The organism is Curtobacterium sp. MCBD17_023, from assembly GCF_003224415.1.
Lineage (GTDB): Bacteria > Actinomycetota > Actinomycetes > Actinomycetales > Microbacteriaceae > Curtobacterium.
The window spans coordinates 69,758-89,276 of record NZ_QKLJ01000006.1; the positions used below are offsets into that span (position 1 = coordinate 69,758).

Sequence of the window (19,519 nt, forward strand, 5' to 3'; positions counted from 1 at the left end):
TTCCGTCGGGGATCCCCGTGGCCGTCACCCGTGCCGTCGGCCGGTCGTCCCGCACCGCGACCCCGGAGCGATGACGGGGTACGACTCACCGTACGGCCGTGCAGTCGGCGCGCGCAAGATGTCCGGCATGGCTGACGACGAGAAGCAGACGCGGGACGACTTCCACGACGCGGTGAACATGACCGCGTCCCAGCTCGAGAAGTGGCTGGACACCGACGAGTCGAAGTCCGTCGGGCAGAAGAAGGACGGCGCGACCGAGTCCACCGGGCACGAGTCCGGCCGGCACATCGCGGCGATCCTGCAGAAGAAGCAGGGTGACCTCACCGACGAGGACTACGCACACATGCGCAAGGTCGTCGGGTACGTCGCCCGGCACTCGGAGCAGCGGCCCTCGGGCGACGTCACCGACACCAAGTGGCGCTACTCGCTCATGAACTGGGGCAACGACCCGCTGAAGTAGGCGACGGCTCAAGTAGCGTGGCGGTCATGCCGGACAACCTGCTCCCGACCCCCTCGACGAACCCCGAGACCCTGCTGCCCGCCGAACCCGAGGTGGACGCGCTCCTCCGGTCGAACGTGCCCGTCTCCTCGGTGGTGGTGTCGCACCCGTCGTCGAGCCTGGCGTGGGCGCTGCTCGCCGACGAGGCGTGGGAGCGCGGCGCCACGCTCGAGTCCTACGCGTACGCCCGGGTCGGCTACCACCGCGGGCTGGACGCGCTCCGGAAGGCCGGGTGGCGCGGTGCCGGGCCGGTGCCGTGGTCGCACGAGCCGAACCGGGGCGTCCTGCGGTCCCTGTTCGCCCTGCGCCGCGCGGCCGAGGCGATCGACGAACCCGGCGAGCCCGAGCGCCTGACGCAGTTCCTCGACGGCGCGGACCCCGCGGCCGCCGACACAATCGCGCGCGGCTGAGCGCGCCGCGCGGGCGGCGCGCTGCGGCTGCGCCCAACAGGAACCCGTCCGAACCGGGGGATCCCCTGGTTCGGACGGGTTCCTGTTGGGCCGGTGCAGCCGCCGCCGTGCAGCTGCCGCCGCGGCCCTACGCCAGCAGCACGCTCCAGCTGCGGGCGCTCGGCCAGAGCTGGTGCTCCGGCAGGACGTCGAGGCCGCACGCCCGGCTCCCGAGGCCGTGCTGCGCGTCGTCGAGGTACAGGTACAGCGCATCCGGCGTCGGCAACTCGTGCGGGTGCCCGGCACGCCCGACCTGCTGCGCGGTCCACGGTGTCAGGGTGAACCCGGCGCGGTGCCCCGTCGCCGGGTCCGGCACGGTCGACACCGTGAACGGACCGACCGTCAGCGTCCGCAGCTCCGGACGGTGCCCGGTCTCCTGCGGCATCGAGTAGCGCGTCGTCATCGCGGACACGGGCGCCTCGAAGCGTCCGACGCGCGCGGCGTGCGACGAGTCCGCGTACGACTCGTCCGGGCCGGTACCGAACCACGAGACCGTCCCGTCCAGCAGCGCGGCGGGCAGGTCGATGCGGATCCCGACCCGCGGCCAGGTCACGTCCCACCCGCCGAACGGCACCGTGTCGGTCCGCAGGAGCAGCCCGGCGTCGGTCAGCGTCCAGCGGTGTGTGACCTCGACGCCGGCCCCGCTGTTCGCCGCCGCGACGCGGACGCGCTGCACGAGGCCGTCGTCGGTCCGCTCGACCGCGACGAGCCGGTGCGTCAGGCGGTCGAGCCCACGGGCCTCCCACCGGGACGCCGAGGAGGGCGCATCCGGATCGCCGACCCCGCCGGTGAGCACCGGGTCCGCCGTCTCGTAGCCGCCCTGGGACGCGCCACGGTCGTTGTCCGTCGGCGCGCGCCACAGTTCGAAGCGCGGGCCGGCGACCGCGTGCCCCTTGAGGGAGGCGAGGTCGCCACGGGCGTTGAAGGTCGCCTCCCCGAGACGGTCGCCGTCCCAGCCCGACCTGGGCCCACGCGAGCCGGTCCCGGCGCGCTGCGGAGCGGCGTGGGGAGAGGCGTCGACCACCCGGGCGGGCGCGCTCGCCACGAGCGTCTGGGTGCGTGCCACGACGTGGCCGGTGTCCGCCCACGCCGTCGGTCCGGCGAGCTCCGCCACGACCTCGAACCACAGCTCGTCGCCGGGGGCGAGCGCCGCCGCGGCGAGCACCTCCGCCGGGACCGGCACCGTGGCGGACCCCCGCGCGGCGACGACACCGGGGGCGAGCCTCCCGGACGCCTCGACGACGCCGTTCCGCGACAGCGTCCAGACGAACCGCAGGCCCGCGGTGGAGGCGGAGTGGTACCGGTTCTCGATGAGCACGGTGCCGCCGCCCGCGGCCGTCCCACCGCCGAACGGGGAGACGGAGAGGCGCACCGGCGCGACCACGGCCGCGAACTCGGCGAGGCCCGGCGTCGGGGTGTCGTCCGGCAGCACGAGGCCGTCCATCACGAAGTTGCCGTCGTGCACGACCTCGTGGTGGTCGCCGCCGTAGGCGTGGTAGGGGGTGCCGTCGGCGGTGTGCGCGAGGAGGCCGTGGTCACGCCACTCCCACACGAAGCCGCCGTGCAGACGCGGGTACCGGTCGACCAGGGCCTCGTACTCGGCGATCTGGCCGGGGCCGTTGCCCATCGCGTGCACGTACTCGCAGTGCAGGAACGGCTTCGAGCGCTGCCGGGCGGCCTCGGCGGGACCGCACCCGAGCAGGGGCGTGGCCGCACCGCCGCCGATCGACTCGGTCTCCTGCAGCGTCGGGTACATCCGCGAGTAGACGTCGGTGTACTCGCCCGTGTAGTCGCCCTCGTAGTGCACGGGGCGTTCGGTGTCGCGGGCGTGCACCCACTGCGCCATCGCGGCCAGGTTGCGCCCCGTGCCGGACTCGTTGCCGAGCGACCACATCACGATCGACGCGTGGTTCTTGTCCCGCTCGACGGTCCGCGCGATGCGGTCGAGGTAGGCGTCCTCCCACGCGGGGTCGTCCGACGGGTTGCCCTGCCAGCCGAGGGCCTCGAACCCGTGCGTCTCGAGGTCGCACTCCAGGACCACCCAGAACCCGAGCTCGTCGGCGAGGTCGAGCACGCGCGGGTGCGGCGGGTAGTGCGACGTCCGGATCGCGTTGACGTTGCTCCGCTTCATGAGCGCCATGTCCGCGCGGGCGTGCGCCTCGTCGAACACCCGCCCGCGCTCGGGGTGCGTCTCGTGCCGGTTCACGCCGTGGAAGACGACCCGCTCGCCGTTGACGAGGAAGCGGTCGCCGACGATCTGCACGGTGCGGAAGCCGAGCCGGAGCGCGACCGTCTCACCCGCGGCCGACATCGTGGCGTCGTACAGGCGGGGGACCTCGGCGCTCCACGGCTCGACGCCCTCGACGGTCACCGGTGCGACGTCCTCGGCGGAGGCCCAGGTGACGTCCACGCCGAGCTCGGGCACCCGGAAGCGCACCGGGAACGTGGCCTCGATGCTCGGCACCGTGATCGTGCCGGTGCCCGTCGCGGGACGGCCGGACGCTGCGGTCCCGGCGCTCGCCGCGTCGCCGGGGACGGCGGACCAGGCGGCGCGCACGAACACGTCGTCGATCGGTGCGACCGGACGGGCGAGCAGGGTGACGTCCCGGAAGATCCCGGGAAGCCACCACTGGTCCTGGTCCTCCAGGTACGAGGCCGCCGACCACTGGTGCACGCGCACCCGGAGTTCGTTGTCCCCGGGCACGAGCAGCTCGGTGACGTCGAACTCGGTCGCGAGCCGGGACCCGGTCGACCACCCGACCTCCTGCCCGTTCAGCCACACCCGGAAGTGCGACTCGACACCGTCGAAGCGGAGCAGCACCCGCGCGGCACCGTCGAAGGAGCCCGGCACGGTGAAGGTCCGGCGGTGGTCACCGGTCGGGTTCTCGTCCGGCGGGTGCGGGGCGTCGATCGGGAAGGGGTACTGGACGTTCGTGTAGCTCGGCGCCCCGTGGCCGTGCAGGACCCAGTGCGAGGGCACCGGGAGCGTGCCCCAGCCGTCCGGGTCCTCGAAGGCGGGGGCGTCGGCGACGGGCGACCAGCGGAAGTCCCACTCCCCGGCGAGCGACAGGGACGGAGCGTCCGTGTGCAGCCAGGCGCGCGGCGCCAGTCGTGTCGCCGAGCCCGGCGTCGTCGCGTGCAGGTCGTCGAGTGCGGCGTCGGTCAACGTCGACCAGTCCTTCCGTGGTGCCCCGCGCTCGGGGCGCTCGGGACGGGTGTGGCGATCAGCGGGGCCGGGACGGCGACCGTGCCGTCGTCCCGGCGCGTCGTCGATCGGGTGCAGCGTCAAGCCAACCACAGGACCCGACGTCCACCTGGGATCGGGGTCAGGTGCCGTCGCGGAGCGTGGGACCCCCACGAGAGGAGCAACGATGAGCGAACGCGGGAACACCACCCACAACCCGGAGCTCGACGATCAGCTGGCGCACGAGGCGCAGAGCATCGTCCAGGGACACGGCAGCAACGCCCACGTCGAGGAGTTCCGCCAGTCCGAGCCGGTATCGGACGACACCGACGACGCCGAGACCGTCCAGGCCTCGGGCTACGACGGCGACCTCGAGGGCGCGCTCGTCGACGACTCGACGGACGTCGACACCGCCGACGACCCGGACGGAGTCGCCGCCGAACAGTCGGACGGCAGCGGTGACGGTGCCGACGCGACGGTCTGGTCGACGTCCTCGGCGGCCGACCCGGACGCGTCGGCCGACGTCACGTCGTCGAACGCCTCGGCGGCCGACGGTGCGAGCGACACCGACGACCTGCCGACCACGGACGAGGAGGCCTGAGCATGCCCGTCACCGCGAACGAGGCCACCGACGAAGGACGCTCGCTCGGCACCCGGCTCGCCACCGGCGGCACGTGGACCTGGGCGTACGTCGACGCCTCCGGGGACCGCGAGGACCCGCAGCACCTCGCCGCCCTGCAGCGCCGGAAGGCCGAGGACGCCCTCCGCGCCGCGGGTGCCGACGCGGACGTCATCGACACCGTGATGGCCGAGCTCGAGGAGACGCCCGGGGTCCCCGCGCCGGTCAGCCGCTACGTCCTGGTGCACGACGGCGAGCTCGTGCTCAGTGACCTGCTGCCCGGGCACATGCACGGACCCGAGTCCGTCGGCCACGGCGCCGTGCCCGACCTCGTGCCGCTCCTGGCGCACCGCCCGCTCGACGTCCCGTTCCTCGTCGTCGAGGTCGGCCGTGGTGGCGGTGGCTACCGCGCCTACCGGCTCGGGCACGTCGACCACCCCGACCAGCGCGAGGAGCAGGAGGTCGAGGGCCGTACCGACACGCTCCACAAGTTCCAGGGCGGCGGCTGGTCGCACCTGCGCTGGCAGCACCACACCGAGGAACTCTGGCGACAGAACGAGTCCGAGGTGGCCGCCGCCGTGCAGGACGCCGTCGACCGGCTGGCACCACGGCTGATCGTCGTCGCCGGGGACATCCGGGCGCGGCAGCTCCTCGTCGCCGAGCTGTCGAAGACGAAGGCGACCGCACCCCTGCTCTCCGAGGTGCCGATCGACCCGCGGGCGTCCGACGCGTCGGAGGACGGTGTCCGCGAGCACGTCGACATCGCGCTCGCCCGCGTCGTCGCCCAGCGGCGGCACGACGTCGAGGACCTCCTCCGTACACACGAGGGACGCGGTGACGGCGAGGTCGCCGCGGGGCTCGGGCCGGTCGTCGAGGCGCTGCAGCAGGCGCAGCCGTCGGTCGTCGTCCTCGACCCCGCCGGGTTCGCCGACCGCACGGTCCTGGCCCTCGACGCCGCGCCCTGGATCGCGACCGCCCCGGAGCAGGCGCTCGGTGCAGCGGTGCTCGGACCCGTCCCGGCGGCGGTCGGGCTCGTCCGCGCCGCACTGCTCACCGACGCCGAGGTGGTGTACGCCAACGCCGCGGCGCTGCCCGGCGGCGGCCCGACCGCCGCGCTGCTGCGCTGGCGCACCGGACCGGAGGTCCCCGGGGCCTGACCGGCCGACGACGGACGGGAGGCTCGTGGCGGCGCCGCCACGAGCCTCCCGTCCGTCCGCCACCCCGGCACGCGACCGGCGCGGAGGTCAGTCGTGCGACCGGTCCGCCCGCGGGACGAGGGGCAGGGCCAGCACCGGCAGTACCGCGACCAGCAGGAACGACCCCGCGAACCCGACCAGTCCGACCAGGGCGCCGATGCCCGGGCCGACGGCGCTCGCCGCGATGAACTGCCCGGTGTTCTGCGCGCCGAGGGCCCGGCCAGACCACCGGGGACCGGCGGCCTCCGCGACCGACGTGTACGCGAGCCCGTTGTCGGCCACCGTGACGCTCGTCGCCACGACGAGGACGACCGCGGCGGCCGGCAGGTGCGCCACGTCGACGAGCGCGAGGACCGCCATCACCGCCGCCGCCGAGACGGCCACGACGCGCAACGGGGCGACGCGGGAGCCGACGCGGTCGCTCCACACCCCGACCAGGATCCGACCGACCGCCCCGACGAACTGGGACGCGCCGACCAGGAGGCCCGCAGCAGCCGTCGACCACCCGAGCGTCACGAGCCACACCAGGCCGTACGTGGACAGCGTGAACTGCGGCACGACGAGCAGGACCGACACCGCGTGGATGCGCCAGAGGAACCCCGTCGACCGGTAGGGGTTCTCGGCGGCAGGGCCGGCGGCTGCCACAGGCGGGCGAGGTGGATCGACGATCCCGAGCGCGCAGGCCACCGCGAGGACCGCGCACAGCACCACCGGCAGGACGAGGGCCGCCCGGATGCCGGACGTCTCGGCGAGCGTCGGCACCGTGACGGCCGCCAGCGTCACACCGAGCGGCTGCGACATCTGCCGGATCCCCATCGCGAGACCGCGCCGTTCCTTCGGGAACCAGCCGACGACCACCCGCCCGCTCGCCGCGTTCGTCGACGCACTCGTCATGCCGGCCAGGAGGAACGCCACCCCGAGCAGCATCGCGTCGTGGTCGGCGATCCAGGCCCCGGCGACCGCGAGGGTGGTGAGGACGAGGCCGCCCGCGATGACGATGCGCTCGCCGATGCGGTCGGTGACCGCGCCCCAGGCGATGAGCGTGAGGACCATGCCCGCGGTGGGGGCGGCGGCCAGCAGACCGGCTTGCGTGAGGGACAGCCCCTGGGCGTGCAGGTGCGGGATGAGGAGTGCTGGCGCGGTCACGACGAGCGTGCCGGCGGCCTGCGCGGCGACCCCGAGCCCGAGCATCGTCCACGCTCGGGCGGGGGTGTGGGTCACGTGGCCTCCGTCTCGGCTGGTGTACCGGAACGGTATACCAACGGGGACGACGCCACTACGCTGGGTGCCCGTGACCGAACCGACCGACGCCGCACCCGTGTCGCAGACGGCCCAGCTCTACGACAACCTCCGCGCCGCGATCCTGACGCTCGACATCGCACCAGGGGAGCGGATCTCGGAGCGCGGCCTCGAAGCGCGCTTCCACGCCTCGCGCACCCCGGTCCGGGCGGCGCTGTCGCGGCTCGAGCGTGAGGGGCTCATCCTGCACGAGGGCCGCTCGTGGACGGTCACGCCGATCGACCTCGGCGAGATCGCCTCGCTCGCCGAACTCCGCGGGGTGCTCGAGCCCGCCGCGGCCCGGCTCGCCGTCGCCCGCGCCCAGCCGGACGCCCTCGACGCCGTCCGAGCGCACCTCGACGCCCTCCGCCCGACGCCGGACCAGCAGGCCGGCATCCGGATGGGCTCGACGTTCCACCTCGACCTCGCGGCCCTCGGCGGCAACCGGTTCATCACCGACGCCGTCGCGGACGCCCTGACCCGGCTCGAGCGAACCCGGTGGATCGAGGTCCGGACGCCGGAGGCGCGCGACGCCGCGTGGCAGGAGCACAGCGACATCCTCGACGCGGTGCAGAGCGGCGACGCGGACCGTGCGGCGGAGCTCGTGGCGGCGCACGTGGCCGGCACGAACGACCGCCTGCTCGGGTTCATCGCCCAGGAGGGACGACGCCTCCGTGGTGCCGGCATGGCGATCGTCGGTGCGCCGGAGCGGGCGGGCGTCGACGCGGGAGCCGGCCGGGCCTGACGCGGCCCGCACCGGCGGCCGCGGTCACTCGACGAGCGGGTGCTCCTCCGTCCCGTCGAGCTGCGCGGTCACCCACGTCAGGTGCGGATCGGCGTCGTGGTCGAGGAGGGCCTCCCGCACCTCGGCCTCGTCGCTGGAGAGCCGGTGCGCGTCCCTGCGCCCGGACGGTGTCGACTGTGACATCTGCTCGTCCCTTCTCCGGATGGTCGGGCCAGTGTCGTCCTGCCCGCATCCGTCCGCAAGACCCTCCGGGCGCGTCCGGAGGAACACGGGCTGCCTAGGATGGTCGGCGTCGTCGGGCGGCTCGCCCACGGCTCCGATCGCGAGGGAGGACCGGCGTGGGCCCGCAGCGCAGCGCACCTCCCACGGTCTACGACGTCGCCTCCGCGGCCGGGGTGTCGATCGCGACGGTGTCACGGGTCCTCCGCACCCCCGACGCGGTCCGCGAGGGCACGCGCGACCGGGTGCAGGCGGCGATCCGGACGCTCGGGTACGTGCCGTCGGGGAACGCCCGCGCGCTGGCCGGTCGCCGGACCGGGGTGGTGGGCCTCCTGCTGCCCGGGTTCGACGTCGTCCCGGACGAGCGGCCGGACGTGGTCACCGACGGCGGCGTGCGCGTGGTCGACGACCGGCGGCACGTGATCCAGCCGACGCCGTCGAACCTGTACTTCGACGAGGTGCTCCGCGGCGCCGAGACCGAGGCCTGGCAGCGCGGTCTGGCACTCATGGTCGCGGCCGGTCGGGGGCCGTCCCGCGACGTCGTCGTCAACGACGTCGCCGGTCGGGTGGACGGACTGGCGGTCCTCGCGCAGACGGTCCCGGACGAGTTGCTCGAGCACGTGGCGCGGCGGATCCCCGTCGTCGTGTTGGCGGACGACCGGCGCTCGCGGGGCTTCGACTCGATCAGCGTCGACAACGCGGCCGGCATGCGGACCCTCGGCGCCCACGTCATCGGGCGTCTCGGCATCCGGTCGATCGCGTACGTGGCCGGGCCGGTCGACTCGCCGGACGACCAGGAGCGGACGGCCGGGTTCCGCCGCGCGCTCGAGGACCACGGACTCGACCAGCACGCGGTGCGCACCGTGCACGGGGACTTCGGACGCGCCCGGGCCCGCGAACTCGCCCGGGCCCTGCTCGACGAGCAGGTGCCGCGGGCGATCGTGTGCTCGAACGACCAGTCGGCGCTCGGGGTGCTCGACGCCGTGCTCGCACGCGGTCTCCGGGTGCCTGACGACGTGGTCGTGACGGGCTTCGACGGGATCGACGCCGGACGCTTCTCGTCCCCACGCCTGACGACCGTGCACCAGCCGATGGGTGAACTCGGCCGGGCCGCGGTCCGGGCGATCGTCGACCGGCTGGACTCCCGTGAGGGTCCGCCACGGTCCGTCCGGCTGCCGGTCGAGGTGCTCCTGCGCGAGAGCTGCCCGCCGTCGCTCTGACCGTCGGCCCCGGTCCGGAGCGTGACACCCTGCGCAACAACGTCCACACTTGCACCGCGTGATGTAAGCGCATACATTGGGCGGGTACCCACTCGACACGGAGGTCGACCGAGCAATGACGCTTCCCCCGCAGCGCACGCGCGAGCCCGCCGCCCAGGGCCCTCGGCCCCGGCTGGACGGCTTCCCGGGCGCATCTCACCGGTCCGGCCAGTCCCGTGCCGGCCGGTCCCGTGCCGGCCGCCTCGCCGCCGCCATCGCCGGACTCGCGGTCGTGGCCCTCGTGGCCACCGGCTGCAGCATCCAGGTCCGTTCCCAGCCGGACCCGAGCATCGGCAAGGACACGATGCTCATCAACGCGGACCGCGGCAACCCGCTGTTCGACCGCAACTTCAACCCCTACATCCCGAACGCCCGCACCGCGAGCAAGTGGATGTACGAACCGCTCATCGAGATCAACCCCCTCGACGGCACGGGCACCCCGTGGCTCGCGAGCTCGTGGGAGCTGCCCGACGCGCGGACGATCGACATGACGATCCGGAAGGGCGTCGAGTGGTCCGACGGCACGGAGTTCACCCCTGAGGACGTCCTCTTCACGTTCGACCTGCTCAAGGAGTTCCCCGCGATGGACGTCAAGGGTGCCTGGCAGCACATCGACCGCATCGAGCGGGACGGCGACCACCTGGTCTTCCACCTCAAGGGCGAGGACGTCCCGAGCCTCAACATCATCGGCGCGACGTACATCCTGCCCGAGCACCACTACGGGAAGGTGAAGGACCCCGTCACCTGGCGTGACCCGGACCCCGTCGGCACCGGCCCGTTCGTGCTCGGCAACTACTCCGACCAGCAGTACTCGATGGACAAGAACCCGACGTACTGGCAGGCCGACGAGATCGCGATCGAGCACCTCGTGCTCCCCGCGACGAACACGCAGCTCGACACCGTCACGCGCGGCTACGACTGGGCGTACTCGTTCATCTCGGACGTCGAGGGCACGTGGGGCGCTGCATCGCCGGACAACAAGTGGTGGTTCCCGGCCGGCGGCGTGATCGGCCTCATCCCGAACCTGACGAAGGCGCCGTACAACGACGTCAACGTGCGCAAGGGCATCTCGTACGCGCTCGACCGCGACGGCATCGCCGAGACCGCCTCCGAGGGCAACCTCAGCGCGGCGGGCCAGACCGGCTTGATCCTGCCGAACCAGGAGCAGTACCTCGACCCCTCGATCCCCGACGAGGGGATGATCACGCAGGACACCGACCGCGCCCTGGCCGAGTTCGCGAAGTCCGGCTACGAGCAGCAGGGCGGCAAGCTCGTCAAGGACGGCAAGCAGCTCGAGATCACCCTGATGACCGCGAACGGCTACTCGGACTGGCTCCGTGCCGCCCAGCAGGTACAGCGCGACCTCGGGAAGATCGGCATCAAGGTGCAGATCCAGGCACCGCAACCCGCCGGGTACCAGCAGAACATCAACAACGGCACGTTCGACATGGCGATGGGCGGCATGGGGAACGGCGATGTCTTCCAGGCCTACAACTCACTGCTGTCGAGCGACTTCTACCAGCCGGTCGGCAAATCGACGGTGAACAACTTCGAGCGGTACCGGAACGCGGACACCCAGAAGCTCCTCGACGAGTACCGCGGCACGACCGACCGGGGCGAGCAGCAGCAGATCCTCAACAAGCTGCAGGCCATCGTGTACGACGACCTGCCCGTGATCGGCATGTACTACGGCGGACTCTGGGGCCTGTTCAACACCGGCAAGTTCGTCGGCTGGCCGAGTGCCGAGGACCCGTACATGGCACCGCAGAACTACGACTCCGCACCGCTGTTGATCTTCACGAAGCTCCGGCTCCGTGACAGCGAAGCGGGCAAGAAGATCCTGGAGGAGCAGGCCAAGTGAAGTACGTCCTTCAGAAACTCGTCCTCTTCGTCCTGACCCTCTGGGCCGCGGTCACGCTGAACTTCGTGCTCCCGCGCCTCATGCCGGGCAGCCCGTCCGACGCGGCGCTCGCCAAGCTCAGCCAGAACGGCCCGGTCACCGACGCCACGAAGAAGGCCATCGAGGCCCAGCTCGGCGTCCCCAGCGGCAACCTCTGGGACCAGTACGTCAGCTACCTGCACCAGGTCGTCACGCTCGACTTCGGCACGAGCTACACGTTCTACCCGCAGCCCGTCGGCGACCTGGTCGGCCGCGCGCTGCCGTACACGCTCGTGCTCGTCGGAACGGTGACGATCCTGGCGTTCGTCATCGGCACGCTGATCGGCGTCGCGGCGGCGTGGAAGCGCGGCACCTGGCTCGACTCGCTCCCGACCCTGTCGGGCTCCTTCATGTCGACGTTCCCGTACTTCTGGACGGCGCTCCTGCTGCTGTTCTTCCTCGGCTACGTCCTGCACTGGTTCCCGACCACGGGTGCGTCGTCCGCGACGAGCGTCCCGGGCTGGAACGGCACCTACATCGGCGACGTCCTGCGGCACGCGATCCTGCCGGCGGTGACGATCCTCGTGACGAGCCTGGGCGGCTGGATCATCGGCATGCGCAACGCGATGATCAACACCCTCGGCGACGACTACGTCACCTTCGCCGAGGCCAACGGCCTCCGCGGTCGCACGGTCGCCGTCCGGTACGCCGCGCGCAACGCGATCCTGCCGAACCTGACCGGTTTCGGCCTGGCGCTCGGTGGCGTGGTCGGCGGCTCGGTGCTGGTCGAGCAGGTGTTCGGCTACCCGGGCATCGGCTACCTGCTGTTCAACGCCGTGATCGGGCAGGACTACCCGCTCATGCAGGCCCTCTTCCTGATGATCACCGTGTCGGTGCTCATCGCCAACTTCATCGTGGACGTCCTGTACGGCGTCCTGGACCCGAGGACGCGCCGATGACCACGACGAAAGCACCGGACACAACGGTGGCAGTACGGACCCGAGGAGAACAGGAAACCGCCCCCTCCAAGCTCAAGGCAGCCGCCCGCCAGTTCGGCGTCGTCTGGAGCAACACCAAGGCCCGCGTCGGCATCTGCATCCTCGGCGCCTTCGTCCTCATCGCCCTGTCCGCCCCGCTCCTCGCCCCCTACGGCGGCAGCCAGAACGGCTTCGCGCGGAACGCCGACGCCAGCTGGGCGCACTGGATGGGCACCACCGCCGCCGGCGAGGACGTCCTCTCCCAACTGATCTACGGCGCCCGGGTCTCCGTGCTCGTCGGCGCGGTCGCGGGCTTCCTCTCCACGCTCGTCGCCGTCGCGATCGGTCTGAGCTGGGGCTACATCCGCGGCTGGGTCGCCGAGGTCATCGGGTTCATCGTGAACCTGTTCCTCGTCATCCCGGGCCTGCCGCTCATGATCGTCATCGCGGCGTACCTGCAGAACGGCGGCATCGCGGTGATCATCGCCGTGATCGTCGTCACCGGCTGGGCGTGGGGCGCGCGCGTCCTCCGCAGCCAGACGCAGTCCCTGCGGAGCCGCGACTTCGTCACTGCCGCGCAGTTCTCCGGCGACGGCGCGACGCGCATCGTCTTCCGCGAGATCCTGCCGAACATGACGTCCCTGATCGTCGGCAGCTTCTTCGGCGCGGCGACGAGCGCGATCCTCGCCGAGGCGGGCCTCGAGTTCCTCGGACTCGGTGACTCGTCGATCGTCAGCTGGGGCACGATCCTCTACTGGGCGCAGAACTCGAACGCGCTGCTCACCGGCCAGTGGATCCTGCTGTTCGCCCCGGGTCTCTGCATCGCCCTCCTGGCGATGAGCCTCACCCTGATCAACTTCGGCGTCGACGCCGTGTCCAACCCGCGACTGCGCGAGGGCGCGCGCCGCAAGCGCAAGGAGGTCACCGCATGAGCGGCGCAACCAGCGACGGCCTGGAGGCTCGTGGCGGCACCGCCACGCGCCTCCCGTCCGGAACGTCGCAGGACCAGGGCCGGACCGACGTCCTGCTCGACGTCCGCGACCTGTCCGTCGTCTACGAGTCGGCCGGCCAGACGGCCGTCCAGGCCGTCGACCACGTCTCCTTCCAGCTGCGGAAGGGCGAGTTCGTCGGCCTGGTCGGCGAGTCCGGCTCGGGCAAGTCGACGCTCGGCTACGCGCTCACCCGGCTGCAGAAGCCGCCGGCGCGCACCAACGGCGGCAACATCGTCTTCGGCGGGAGCGACATCCGCGACCTCGGCGACGAGGAGCTCCGGCGCCAGCGCCAGGGCGGTTTCGCCATGGTGCTGCAGTCCGGCATGAACGCGCTCAACCCAGTGCGGACGATCCGCAACCACTTCATCGACGTCTTCAGGGCACACGGTCACGTGCCCCGAGAGCGGTGGGACGCCCGGATGCGCGAGCTCATCGGCAAGGTGAAGCTGCCCGAGACCATGCTCGCGCGGTACCCGGGGGAGCTCTCCGGCGGCATGCGGCAGCGCGTGTCGATCGCCCTCGCCCTGTCGCTCGAACCGCAGCTCATGGTGTTCGACGAGCCGACCACGGCCCTCGACGTGCTCGTGCAGCACGCCGTGATGGACACGATCATCGAGCTGCAGCGTTCCGAGGGGTTCACCGCGATCCTCATCAGCCACGACCTCGGCATCGTGCTCGAGGCGACCGAGCGCGTGCTCGTCATGCACGAGGGGCGGATCGTCGAGGACGGCCGCTCGCTCGAGGTCCTCCGTGACCCGCAGGACGACTACACGACGATGCTGCTGTCGCACTACGCGGACCCGCGGGCTGAGGTCGTGTCGTTGCCGGGGTTCCCGGACCGGTCGCAGCGCTCGGCGTCCCGTCAGGAGACCACCTCGTCCTTCGCCACCGTCGGCTCCCGTGAGCGCTCGGCCGCGAAGAACCCGATCGTCGTCGACCACCTCGTCAAGACGTACCCGGCACCCCGCCGCGGCGAGCAGCCCGTGCAGGCCGTCCGCGACGTGTCGTTCACCCTCGAGCCCGGGCAGTCGCTCGCCCTGGTCGGCCAGTCCGGCTCGGGCAAGTCGACCATCGCGAAGATGCTCACCGGCGTCGAGCAGCCGACCTCGGGCACGGTGCGCTTCGGCGACACGGACGTGGCGAAGCTCGGGAGGCGCGGTCTGAAGGACCTGCGCTCCGAGGTGCAGATGGTGTTCCAGGACCCGTACGCGGCGCTCAACCCGCTGCACACGGTGGAGTACATCCTGTCCCGACCGATCGCGAACTACACCGGACTCCGCGGGCGCGATGCCCGGCGTCGGATGCTCGAGATCCTCGAGACCGTGGGCCTGACGCCCGTCGAGCAGTTCGCGCAGAAGCTCCCGCACCAGCTCTCCGGCGGGCAGCGGCAGCGTGTGGTCATCGCCCGGGCGCTGGCCAGCGACCCGCAGGTGATCATCGCCGACGAGCCCGTCTCGATGCTCGACGTGACGCTGCGGGCCGGCGTCCTCGCGCTGCTCGAGGACCTGCGGGAGCAGTGGGGCGTCTCGCTCCTCTACATCACGCACGACCTGCTGAGCGCCCGCCTCATCACCGACGACATCATGGTGCTGCACGACGGCGCCGTGGTCGAGCGCGGCAGGACGGCCGAGGTACTGCAGCACCCGCAGGACGACTACACGGTCGCGCTGCTGGACGCGGTCCCGAACCCGCGGCGGACACTGCTCGGATGACGACCTTGCTCGACTTCCCGCCCGTTCCGCCCTTCGGGCACCTCCCGACTCCGGAGGGCGTCGACGCCGTCGGCATCGACCTGCCCGTCGGTCGGCTCACCGCCTACCGCGTCGTCCCTGCGGGGGAGTCGAAGGGCACGGTCCTGATCGTCCCCGGGTACACCGGGTCGAAGGAGGACTGGCGCACCTTCATGCCCCTGCTGCGCGAGGCCGGCTGGACCGCGGTCGCGATCAGCCGCCGCGGCCAGGCCGACTCGGCAGCACCGACCTCGCCGTCCGACTACTCGCTCGACGAGGAAGCGGCCGACGTCGTCCGGGTCGCGGCGCTGCTCGACGACGGCGCCCCGGTGCACCTGATCGGTCACTCGCTCGGCGGCGTGATCGCCCGGGCGGCCGCCATCGCCTCGCCGGGGTCGTTCCGCAGCGTCGTGCAGTTCTGCTCCGGCCCGTACGGCTGGCCCTACCGCAAGGTCACCGAGCTGACGATCCTGCACGACACCGGCGGGAACAACCGCACGCTGTTCGACGCCACGAACCCGCTCTGGGCGTACCGACCCGACGAGGACCTCCCCGACGACGTCCGCATGGTGCGCGACCGCTTCGACGCCACGAGCCCCCTGAGCGTCGTCGCTGGCGGACACATCCTCGAGGACCACACGGACTCGTCCCCCGAACTCCGCGCGACCGGGCTCCCCGTCCTCGTGGCGCACGGCGAGTGGGACGGCGCATGGCCGATCCCGTGGCAGCGGCAGATGGCCGAGGACACCGGCGCTCGCTACGAGGTCATCCCCGCCAGTTACCACGGCCCCCACGTCGAGAACCCCGCGGCGACGCTCGCCCTGTTCGACGACTTCTCGTCGCAGCACTGAAAGGACCCATCATCACCACGCTGCAGTTCCCTGACGGCTTCCTCTGGGGTGCCGCCACCGCCGCCCACCAGATCGAGGGCAACAACATAGGCTCCAACTGGTGGGTGCACGAGCACGAGCCCGACACCACCATCGTCGAACCCTCCGGCGACGCCGCGGACAGCTACCACCGGTACCGCGAGGACATCAGCATCGCGGCCGACCTCGGCCTGAACTCCTACCGGTTCAGCATCGAGTGGGCACGCATCGAGCCCGAGCGCGGGTTCGTCAGCCGCGCCGAGGTCGACCACTACCGCCGCATGGTCGAGGCCTGCCACGAGTTCGGCATCGAGCCGATCGTCACCCTCATGCACTTCACCGTGCCGCGCTGGTTCGAACGCGACGGCTTCTGGCGTGCCCCCGACGCGGCCGACCTGTTCGCCCGCTACACCGAGGCGGCGCTCCCCGTCGTGCAGGACGGCGTCCGGTACGTCTGCACGATCAACGAGCCGAACATCGCAGCGATGCTCGCGGGCGGCGAGGACGCCGCGAACCTCGTCGCCTACGGCCTGCCGAACCCGGACCTCGGCGTCGCCGACGCCCTGCTGGCCAGCCACCGGCGGTCGCGAGACGTGCTGTCACAGGTGTCGGGCCTCCAGTCCGGGTGGACCGTCGCGACCCAGGCGTTCCGGGCGAACGGTGAGCCCGGCTCCGAGGAGATGCTCCGCGAGTACGGGTACCCGCGCGACGACTGGTACCTCGAGGCCGCTGCGGGCGACGACTTCCTCGGCGTGCAGGCCTACACGCGGACGTTCATCGGGCCAGGCGGGCCGCTGCCCGTGGCCGACGACGTCGAGACGACCCTGACGGGCTGGGAGTTCTACCCCGGGGCCTCGGCGGACGGCCTGCGGTCGGCGTGGGAGCTCTCCGGTCACGTCCCGCTCATGATCACCGAGAACGGCATCGCCACCTCCGACGACACCCGCCGGATCGCCTACACGCAGGGCGCCCTCGAGGGGATCCACCGCTGTATCGAGGACGGCATCGAGGTCCTCGGCTACCAGCACTGGTCGCTGCTCGACAACTACGAGTGGGCGTCCGGGTTCCGGCCGACCTTCGGGCTCGTCGCGTGGGACCGGGAGACGTTCGAGCGGACGCCGAAGCCGTCGGCGCACTGGTACGGGGGAGTCGCACGCGCGAACGCGGTGTGAAACCGCACTCGCACGGAATACTGATATTCTGCCATCCGGAATGACAACCCGGAAGGCCTCCATGACGCTCCTCGAGTACCTGCAGCTCCTCCGTCGCAACTGGCTGGTGATCACCGTGGCGGCGCTGCTCGGTGTCGCAGCGGCGAGCACGTACCTGCTCCTCGTGACGCCGCAGTACTCGGCGTCGACCCGGCTCTACATCGCTGCGCACGCCGGTGACGGTGCGGCGGCGAGCGAGCTCAGCCAGAGCAACTCGTTCGCGGTCCAGGCCGCCGAGACCTACGCGGGCGTCGCGGCGAGCCCGATCGTCCTGCAGCGGGCGATCGACCGCCTCCACCTCGACGAGTCCGCGCAGCAGCTCGCCGAACGCACGACCGCGACCGCGAAGGACGGCACGGCGCTGCTCGACATCTCCGTCACCGACCCGGACCCCACGCAGGCCGCGTCCGTCGCGAACGCCATCGGGAAGGCCTTCGAGGAGGTCCTCACCACGCAGCTCGAGACCGGCCGCCTCGGCGACGCCCCGCTCGTGTCGAGCACGACGATCGCGCCGGCGATCCCACCGTCGGCGCCGAGTGCCCCGCAGCCCGTCACGGTCATCATCGCCGGTCTGCTCGCCGGACTGGCCGTCGGCATCGGCGTCGCCGTGCTCCGGATGGTGCTCGACACCCGTCTCCGCACCGTCGCTGCGATCGAGGAGGCGACGGAGGTCCCGTACCTCGGGAGCATCCTGCGGGATCCGGAGGCGTCCGTCCGTCCGTTGCTCCTGCAGCACGACCCGCGCAGCCCCGCAGCGGAAGCGGTCCGTCGCGTGCGTGCCGCGCTGGAGTTCGTGCGGTTCCCCGCCGGGCACGCGACGTTCGTCGTCACGAGTGCCGGCGCTGCCGAGGGCAAGAGCTACAGCGCCGGCAACCTCGCGCTCGCCCTCGCGGAGACCGGTGCGCGGGTCGCGCTGATCGACGCCGACCTCCGTCGCCCGCAGGTGGGGGAGCGCTTCGGGATCGAGGGCGGCGCCGGACTCAGTGACCTGTTGATCGGTCGTCTCGAACTGCCCGACGTCCTCCAGCCGTGGGGGCGGCAGCACCTCGCCGTCCTCCCGGCCGGACCGGTGCCCCCGAACCCGACGGAGCTGCTCGGTTCCCCCGCGATGGCGGCTGTGATCGAGGACCTGCAGCGTGAGCACGACTACGTCGTCATCGACGCCCCACCCACGCTGCTCGTCGCCGACGCCGCCGTGCTCAGCCGGGTCGCGTCCGTGCTCCTCGCGGTGCCGCACGGCAGGGTGTCGCGCGCTGCGGTCGCGTCGGTGATGCGGTCCCTGCGCAGCGTCGGCGCGAACGTCATCGGTGTGGTCGGCACGATGGTGACCGCCACCGACGACGACACGGCCTCGTACGGCATGTACCGGTACGGTGCCAGCCCGACGACCGCGCCGGGCGACACGACAGCTGTCGTACGACCGGACGCCCGGCGCACGCAGGAGCTGGCAGCGTGACGGTCACCCTCGTGACCGGTGGTGCCGGCTACATCGGCGCGCACGTCGTCCGGGCGCTCCAGGCTGCGGGCGACGACGTCGTGGTGGTGGACGACCTGTCGACGGGGTTCCGGGACCGTGTCGACGTCCCGTTCGTCCGGCTCGACCTCGCCGATGCCGGTGCGCCGGACGCGCTGGCAGCGGTGTTCGCCGAGTACGCCGTGGACACCGTCGTCCACCTCGCCGCGCTCAAGGACGTGGGGGAGTCCGTCGCGGAGCCCGAGCGGTACTACCGGGTCAACGTGCTCGGCGTGGTGCACGTCCTCGACGCGATGCGGCGGGCCGGTGTCCCCGACCTCGTCTTCTCCTCGTCCGCCGCGGTGTACGGTGAGGTCGACCGCGACGGCGTCGACGAGCAGCAGCCGTGCGCGCCGATCAACCCCTACGGTCGCACCAAGCTCGTCGGTGAGTGGGCGATCGAGGACGCCACCCGGGCATGGGGCCTGCGGGCGGTGCGACTCCGCTACTTCAACGTCGCCGGCGCGGGCGACGTCACACTGCGCGACCGCATCGCGGCGAACCTCATCCCGATCGTCGTCGAACAGGTCCGCCGAGGCGCGGCCCCGCGGATCTTCGGGGGTGACCACCCGACGGCGGACGGTACCTGCGTGCGGGACTACGTGCACGTCGAGGACCTCGCCGAGGCGCACGTCGCTGCAGTCGGTGCGCTGCGGAGTGGACGCACTGCCGGTGCCGCCGTCAACATCGGCACCGGCAGCGGTGCATCCGTCCGCGACGTCGTCGACGTGGTCGGCGCCGTCACGGGGAGGCCCGTCCGACCGGTCGTGGACGCACCGCGCGCCGGCGACCCGGCCGCGATGGTCGCCGACCCCGGTCTCGCGCACCGGCTCATGGGGTGGCGCGCGCGGCGTGACCTGATCGACATCGTGCGGTCGGCGGTCGACTGAACCACTGCCA

Annotated in this window: 17 protein-coding genes; 14 read left to right on the forward strand and 3 right to left on the reverse strand. The window is 72.2% G+C overall.

Annotated features, from left to right (window positions below):
• Positions 1-127 precede the first annotated feature (127 nt).
• Positions 128-460, forward strand: a complete 333-nt coding sequence (locus DEI84_RS09735) for a DUF3140 domain-containing protein (protein WP_110890703.1) — start codon at positions 128-130, stop codon at positions 458-460.
• A 26-nt stretch (positions 461-486) separates the two neighbouring features.
• Positions 487-909: a DUF3151 domain-containing protein gene (locus tag DEI84_RS09740; protein WP_110890704.1), complete on the forward strand. Its 423-nt coding sequence runs from the start codon at positions 487-489 to the stop codon at positions 907-909.
• A 127-nt stretch (positions 910-1,036) separates the two neighbouring features.
• On the opposite strand, the gene DEI84_RS09745 is transcribed toward DEI84_RS09740, so the two are convergent.
• Complete coding sequence (locus DEI84_RS09745) at positions 1,037-4,114, reverse strand: glycoside hydrolase family 2 TIM barrel-domain containing protein (protein ID WP_110890661.1); 3,078 nt, start codon at positions 4,112-4,114, stop codon at positions 1,037-1,039.
• A gap of 205 nt (positions 4,115-4,319) precedes the next feature.
• Here DEI84_RS09745 and DEI84_RS09750 point away from each other — a divergent pair, with 205 nt between their 5' ends.
• Together DEI84_RS09750 and DEI84_RS09755 are read left to right on the forward strand one after the other, a co-directional pair.
• Positions 4,320-4,733, forward strand: a complete 414-nt coding sequence (locus tag DEI84_RS09750) for a hypothetical protein (protein ID WP_110890662.1) — start codon at positions 4,320-4,322, stop codon at positions 4,731-4,733.
• 2 nt (positions 4,734-4,735) lie between these two features.
• A complete protein-coding gene (locus tag DEI84_RS09755) occupies positions 4,736-5,908 on the forward strand; it encodes a Vms1/Ankzf1 family peptidyl-tRNA hydrolase (protein WP_110890663.1) in 1,173 nt (390 codons plus the stop codon).
• An 87-nt stretch (positions 5,909-5,995) separates the two neighbouring features.
• Here DEI84_RS09755 and DEI84_RS09760 read toward each other — a convergent pair whose 3' ends face one another.
• A complete protein-coding gene (locus tag DEI84_RS09760; protein WP_110890705.1) occupies positions 5,996-7,138 on the reverse strand; it encodes an MFS transporter in 1,143 nt (380 codons plus the stop codon).
• 100 nt (positions 7,139-7,238) lie between these two features.
• Between DEI84_RS09760 and DEI84_RS09765 the strand changes: the two genes are divergently transcribed.
• Positions 7,239-7,970 carry a GntR family transcriptional regulator gene (locus DEI84_RS09765; RefSeq protein ID WP_110890664.1) on the forward strand — a complete coding sequence of 244 codons (732 nt, stop codon included), beginning with the start codon at positions 7,239-7,241 and terminating at the stop codon, positions 7,968-7,970.
• Positions 7,971-7,994: 24 nt separating this feature from the next.
• Here the strand turns inward: DEI84_RS09765 and DEI84_RS15690 are convergent, their stop codons facing one another.
• Positions 7,995-8,153 carry a hypothetical protein gene (locus DEI84_RS15690; protein WP_181419437.1) on the reverse strand — a complete coding sequence of 53 codons (159 nt, stop codon included), beginning with the start codon at positions 8,151-8,153 and terminating at the stop codon, positions 7,995-7,997.
• 155 nt (positions 8,154-8,308) lie between these two features.
• Between DEI84_RS15690 and DEI84_RS09775 the strand changes: the two genes are divergently transcribed.
• The 9 genes from DEI84_RS09775 (at position 8,309) to galE (ending at position 19,509) form a co-directional block, all read left to right on the forward strand.
• Positions 8,309-9,409 carry a LacI family DNA-binding transcriptional regulator gene (locus DEI84_RS09775; protein ID WP_110823311.1) on the forward strand — a complete coding sequence of 367 codons (1,101 nt, stop codon included), beginning with the start codon at positions 8,309-8,311 and terminating at the stop codon, positions 9,407-9,409.
• 115 nt (positions 9,410-9,524) lie between these two features.
• A complete protein-coding gene (locus DEI84_RS09780) occupies positions 9,525-11,309 on the forward strand; it encodes an ABC transporter substrate-binding protein (RefSeq protein WP_181420408.1) in 1,785 nt (594 codons plus the stop codon).
• Entirely contained in the window at positions 11,306-12,286 is a 981-nt protein-coding gene (locus DEI84_RS09785) for an ABC transporter permease (protein ID WP_110823313.1), read from the forward strand. Before DEI84_RS09780 ends, DEI84_RS09785 begins: the two co-directional genes overlap by 4 nt.
• Complete coding sequence (locus tag DEI84_RS09790; RefSeq protein ID WP_110890666.1) at positions 12,283-13,236, forward strand: ABC transporter permease; 954 nt, start codon at positions 12,283-12,285, stop codon at positions 13,234-13,236. The genes DEI84_RS09785 and DEI84_RS09790 overlap by 4 nt, the downstream gene beginning before the upstream one ends.
• Entirely contained in the window at positions 13,233-15,008 is a 1,776-nt protein-coding gene (locus tag DEI84_RS09795; protein WP_110890667.1) for an ABC transporter ATP-binding protein, read from the forward strand. Before DEI84_RS09790 ends, DEI84_RS09795 begins: the two co-directional genes overlap by 4 nt.
• Positions 15,005-15,877, forward strand: coding sequence for an alpha/beta fold hydrolase (locus tag DEI84_RS09800; protein ID WP_110890668.1), 873 nt, complete (start codon positions 15,005-15,007; stop codon positions 15,875-15,877). The genes DEI84_RS09795 and DEI84_RS09800 overlap by 4 nt, the downstream gene beginning before the upstream one ends.
• Before the next feature lie 8 nt (positions 15,878-15,885).
• Positions 15,886-17,067, forward strand: a complete 1,182-nt coding sequence (locus DEI84_RS09805; protein ID WP_110890707.1) for a glycoside hydrolase family 1 protein — start codon at positions 15,886-15,888, stop codon at positions 17,065-17,067.
• Positions 17,068-17,107: 40 nt separating this feature from the next.
• A complete protein-coding gene (locus DEI84_RS09810; RefSeq protein WP_110890669.1) occupies positions 17,108-18,562 on the forward strand; it encodes a polysaccharide biosynthesis tyrosine autokinase in 1,455 nt (484 codons plus the stop codon).
• Positions 18,559-19,509, forward strand: a complete 951-nt coding sequence (gene galE, locus DEI84_RS09815) for a UDP-glucose 4-epimerase GalE (protein WP_258371749.1) — start codon at positions 18,559-18,561, stop codon at positions 19,507-19,509. Before DEI84_RS09810 ends, galE begins: the two co-directional genes overlap by 4 nt.
• Positions 19,510-19,519: the final 10 nt, after the last annotated feature.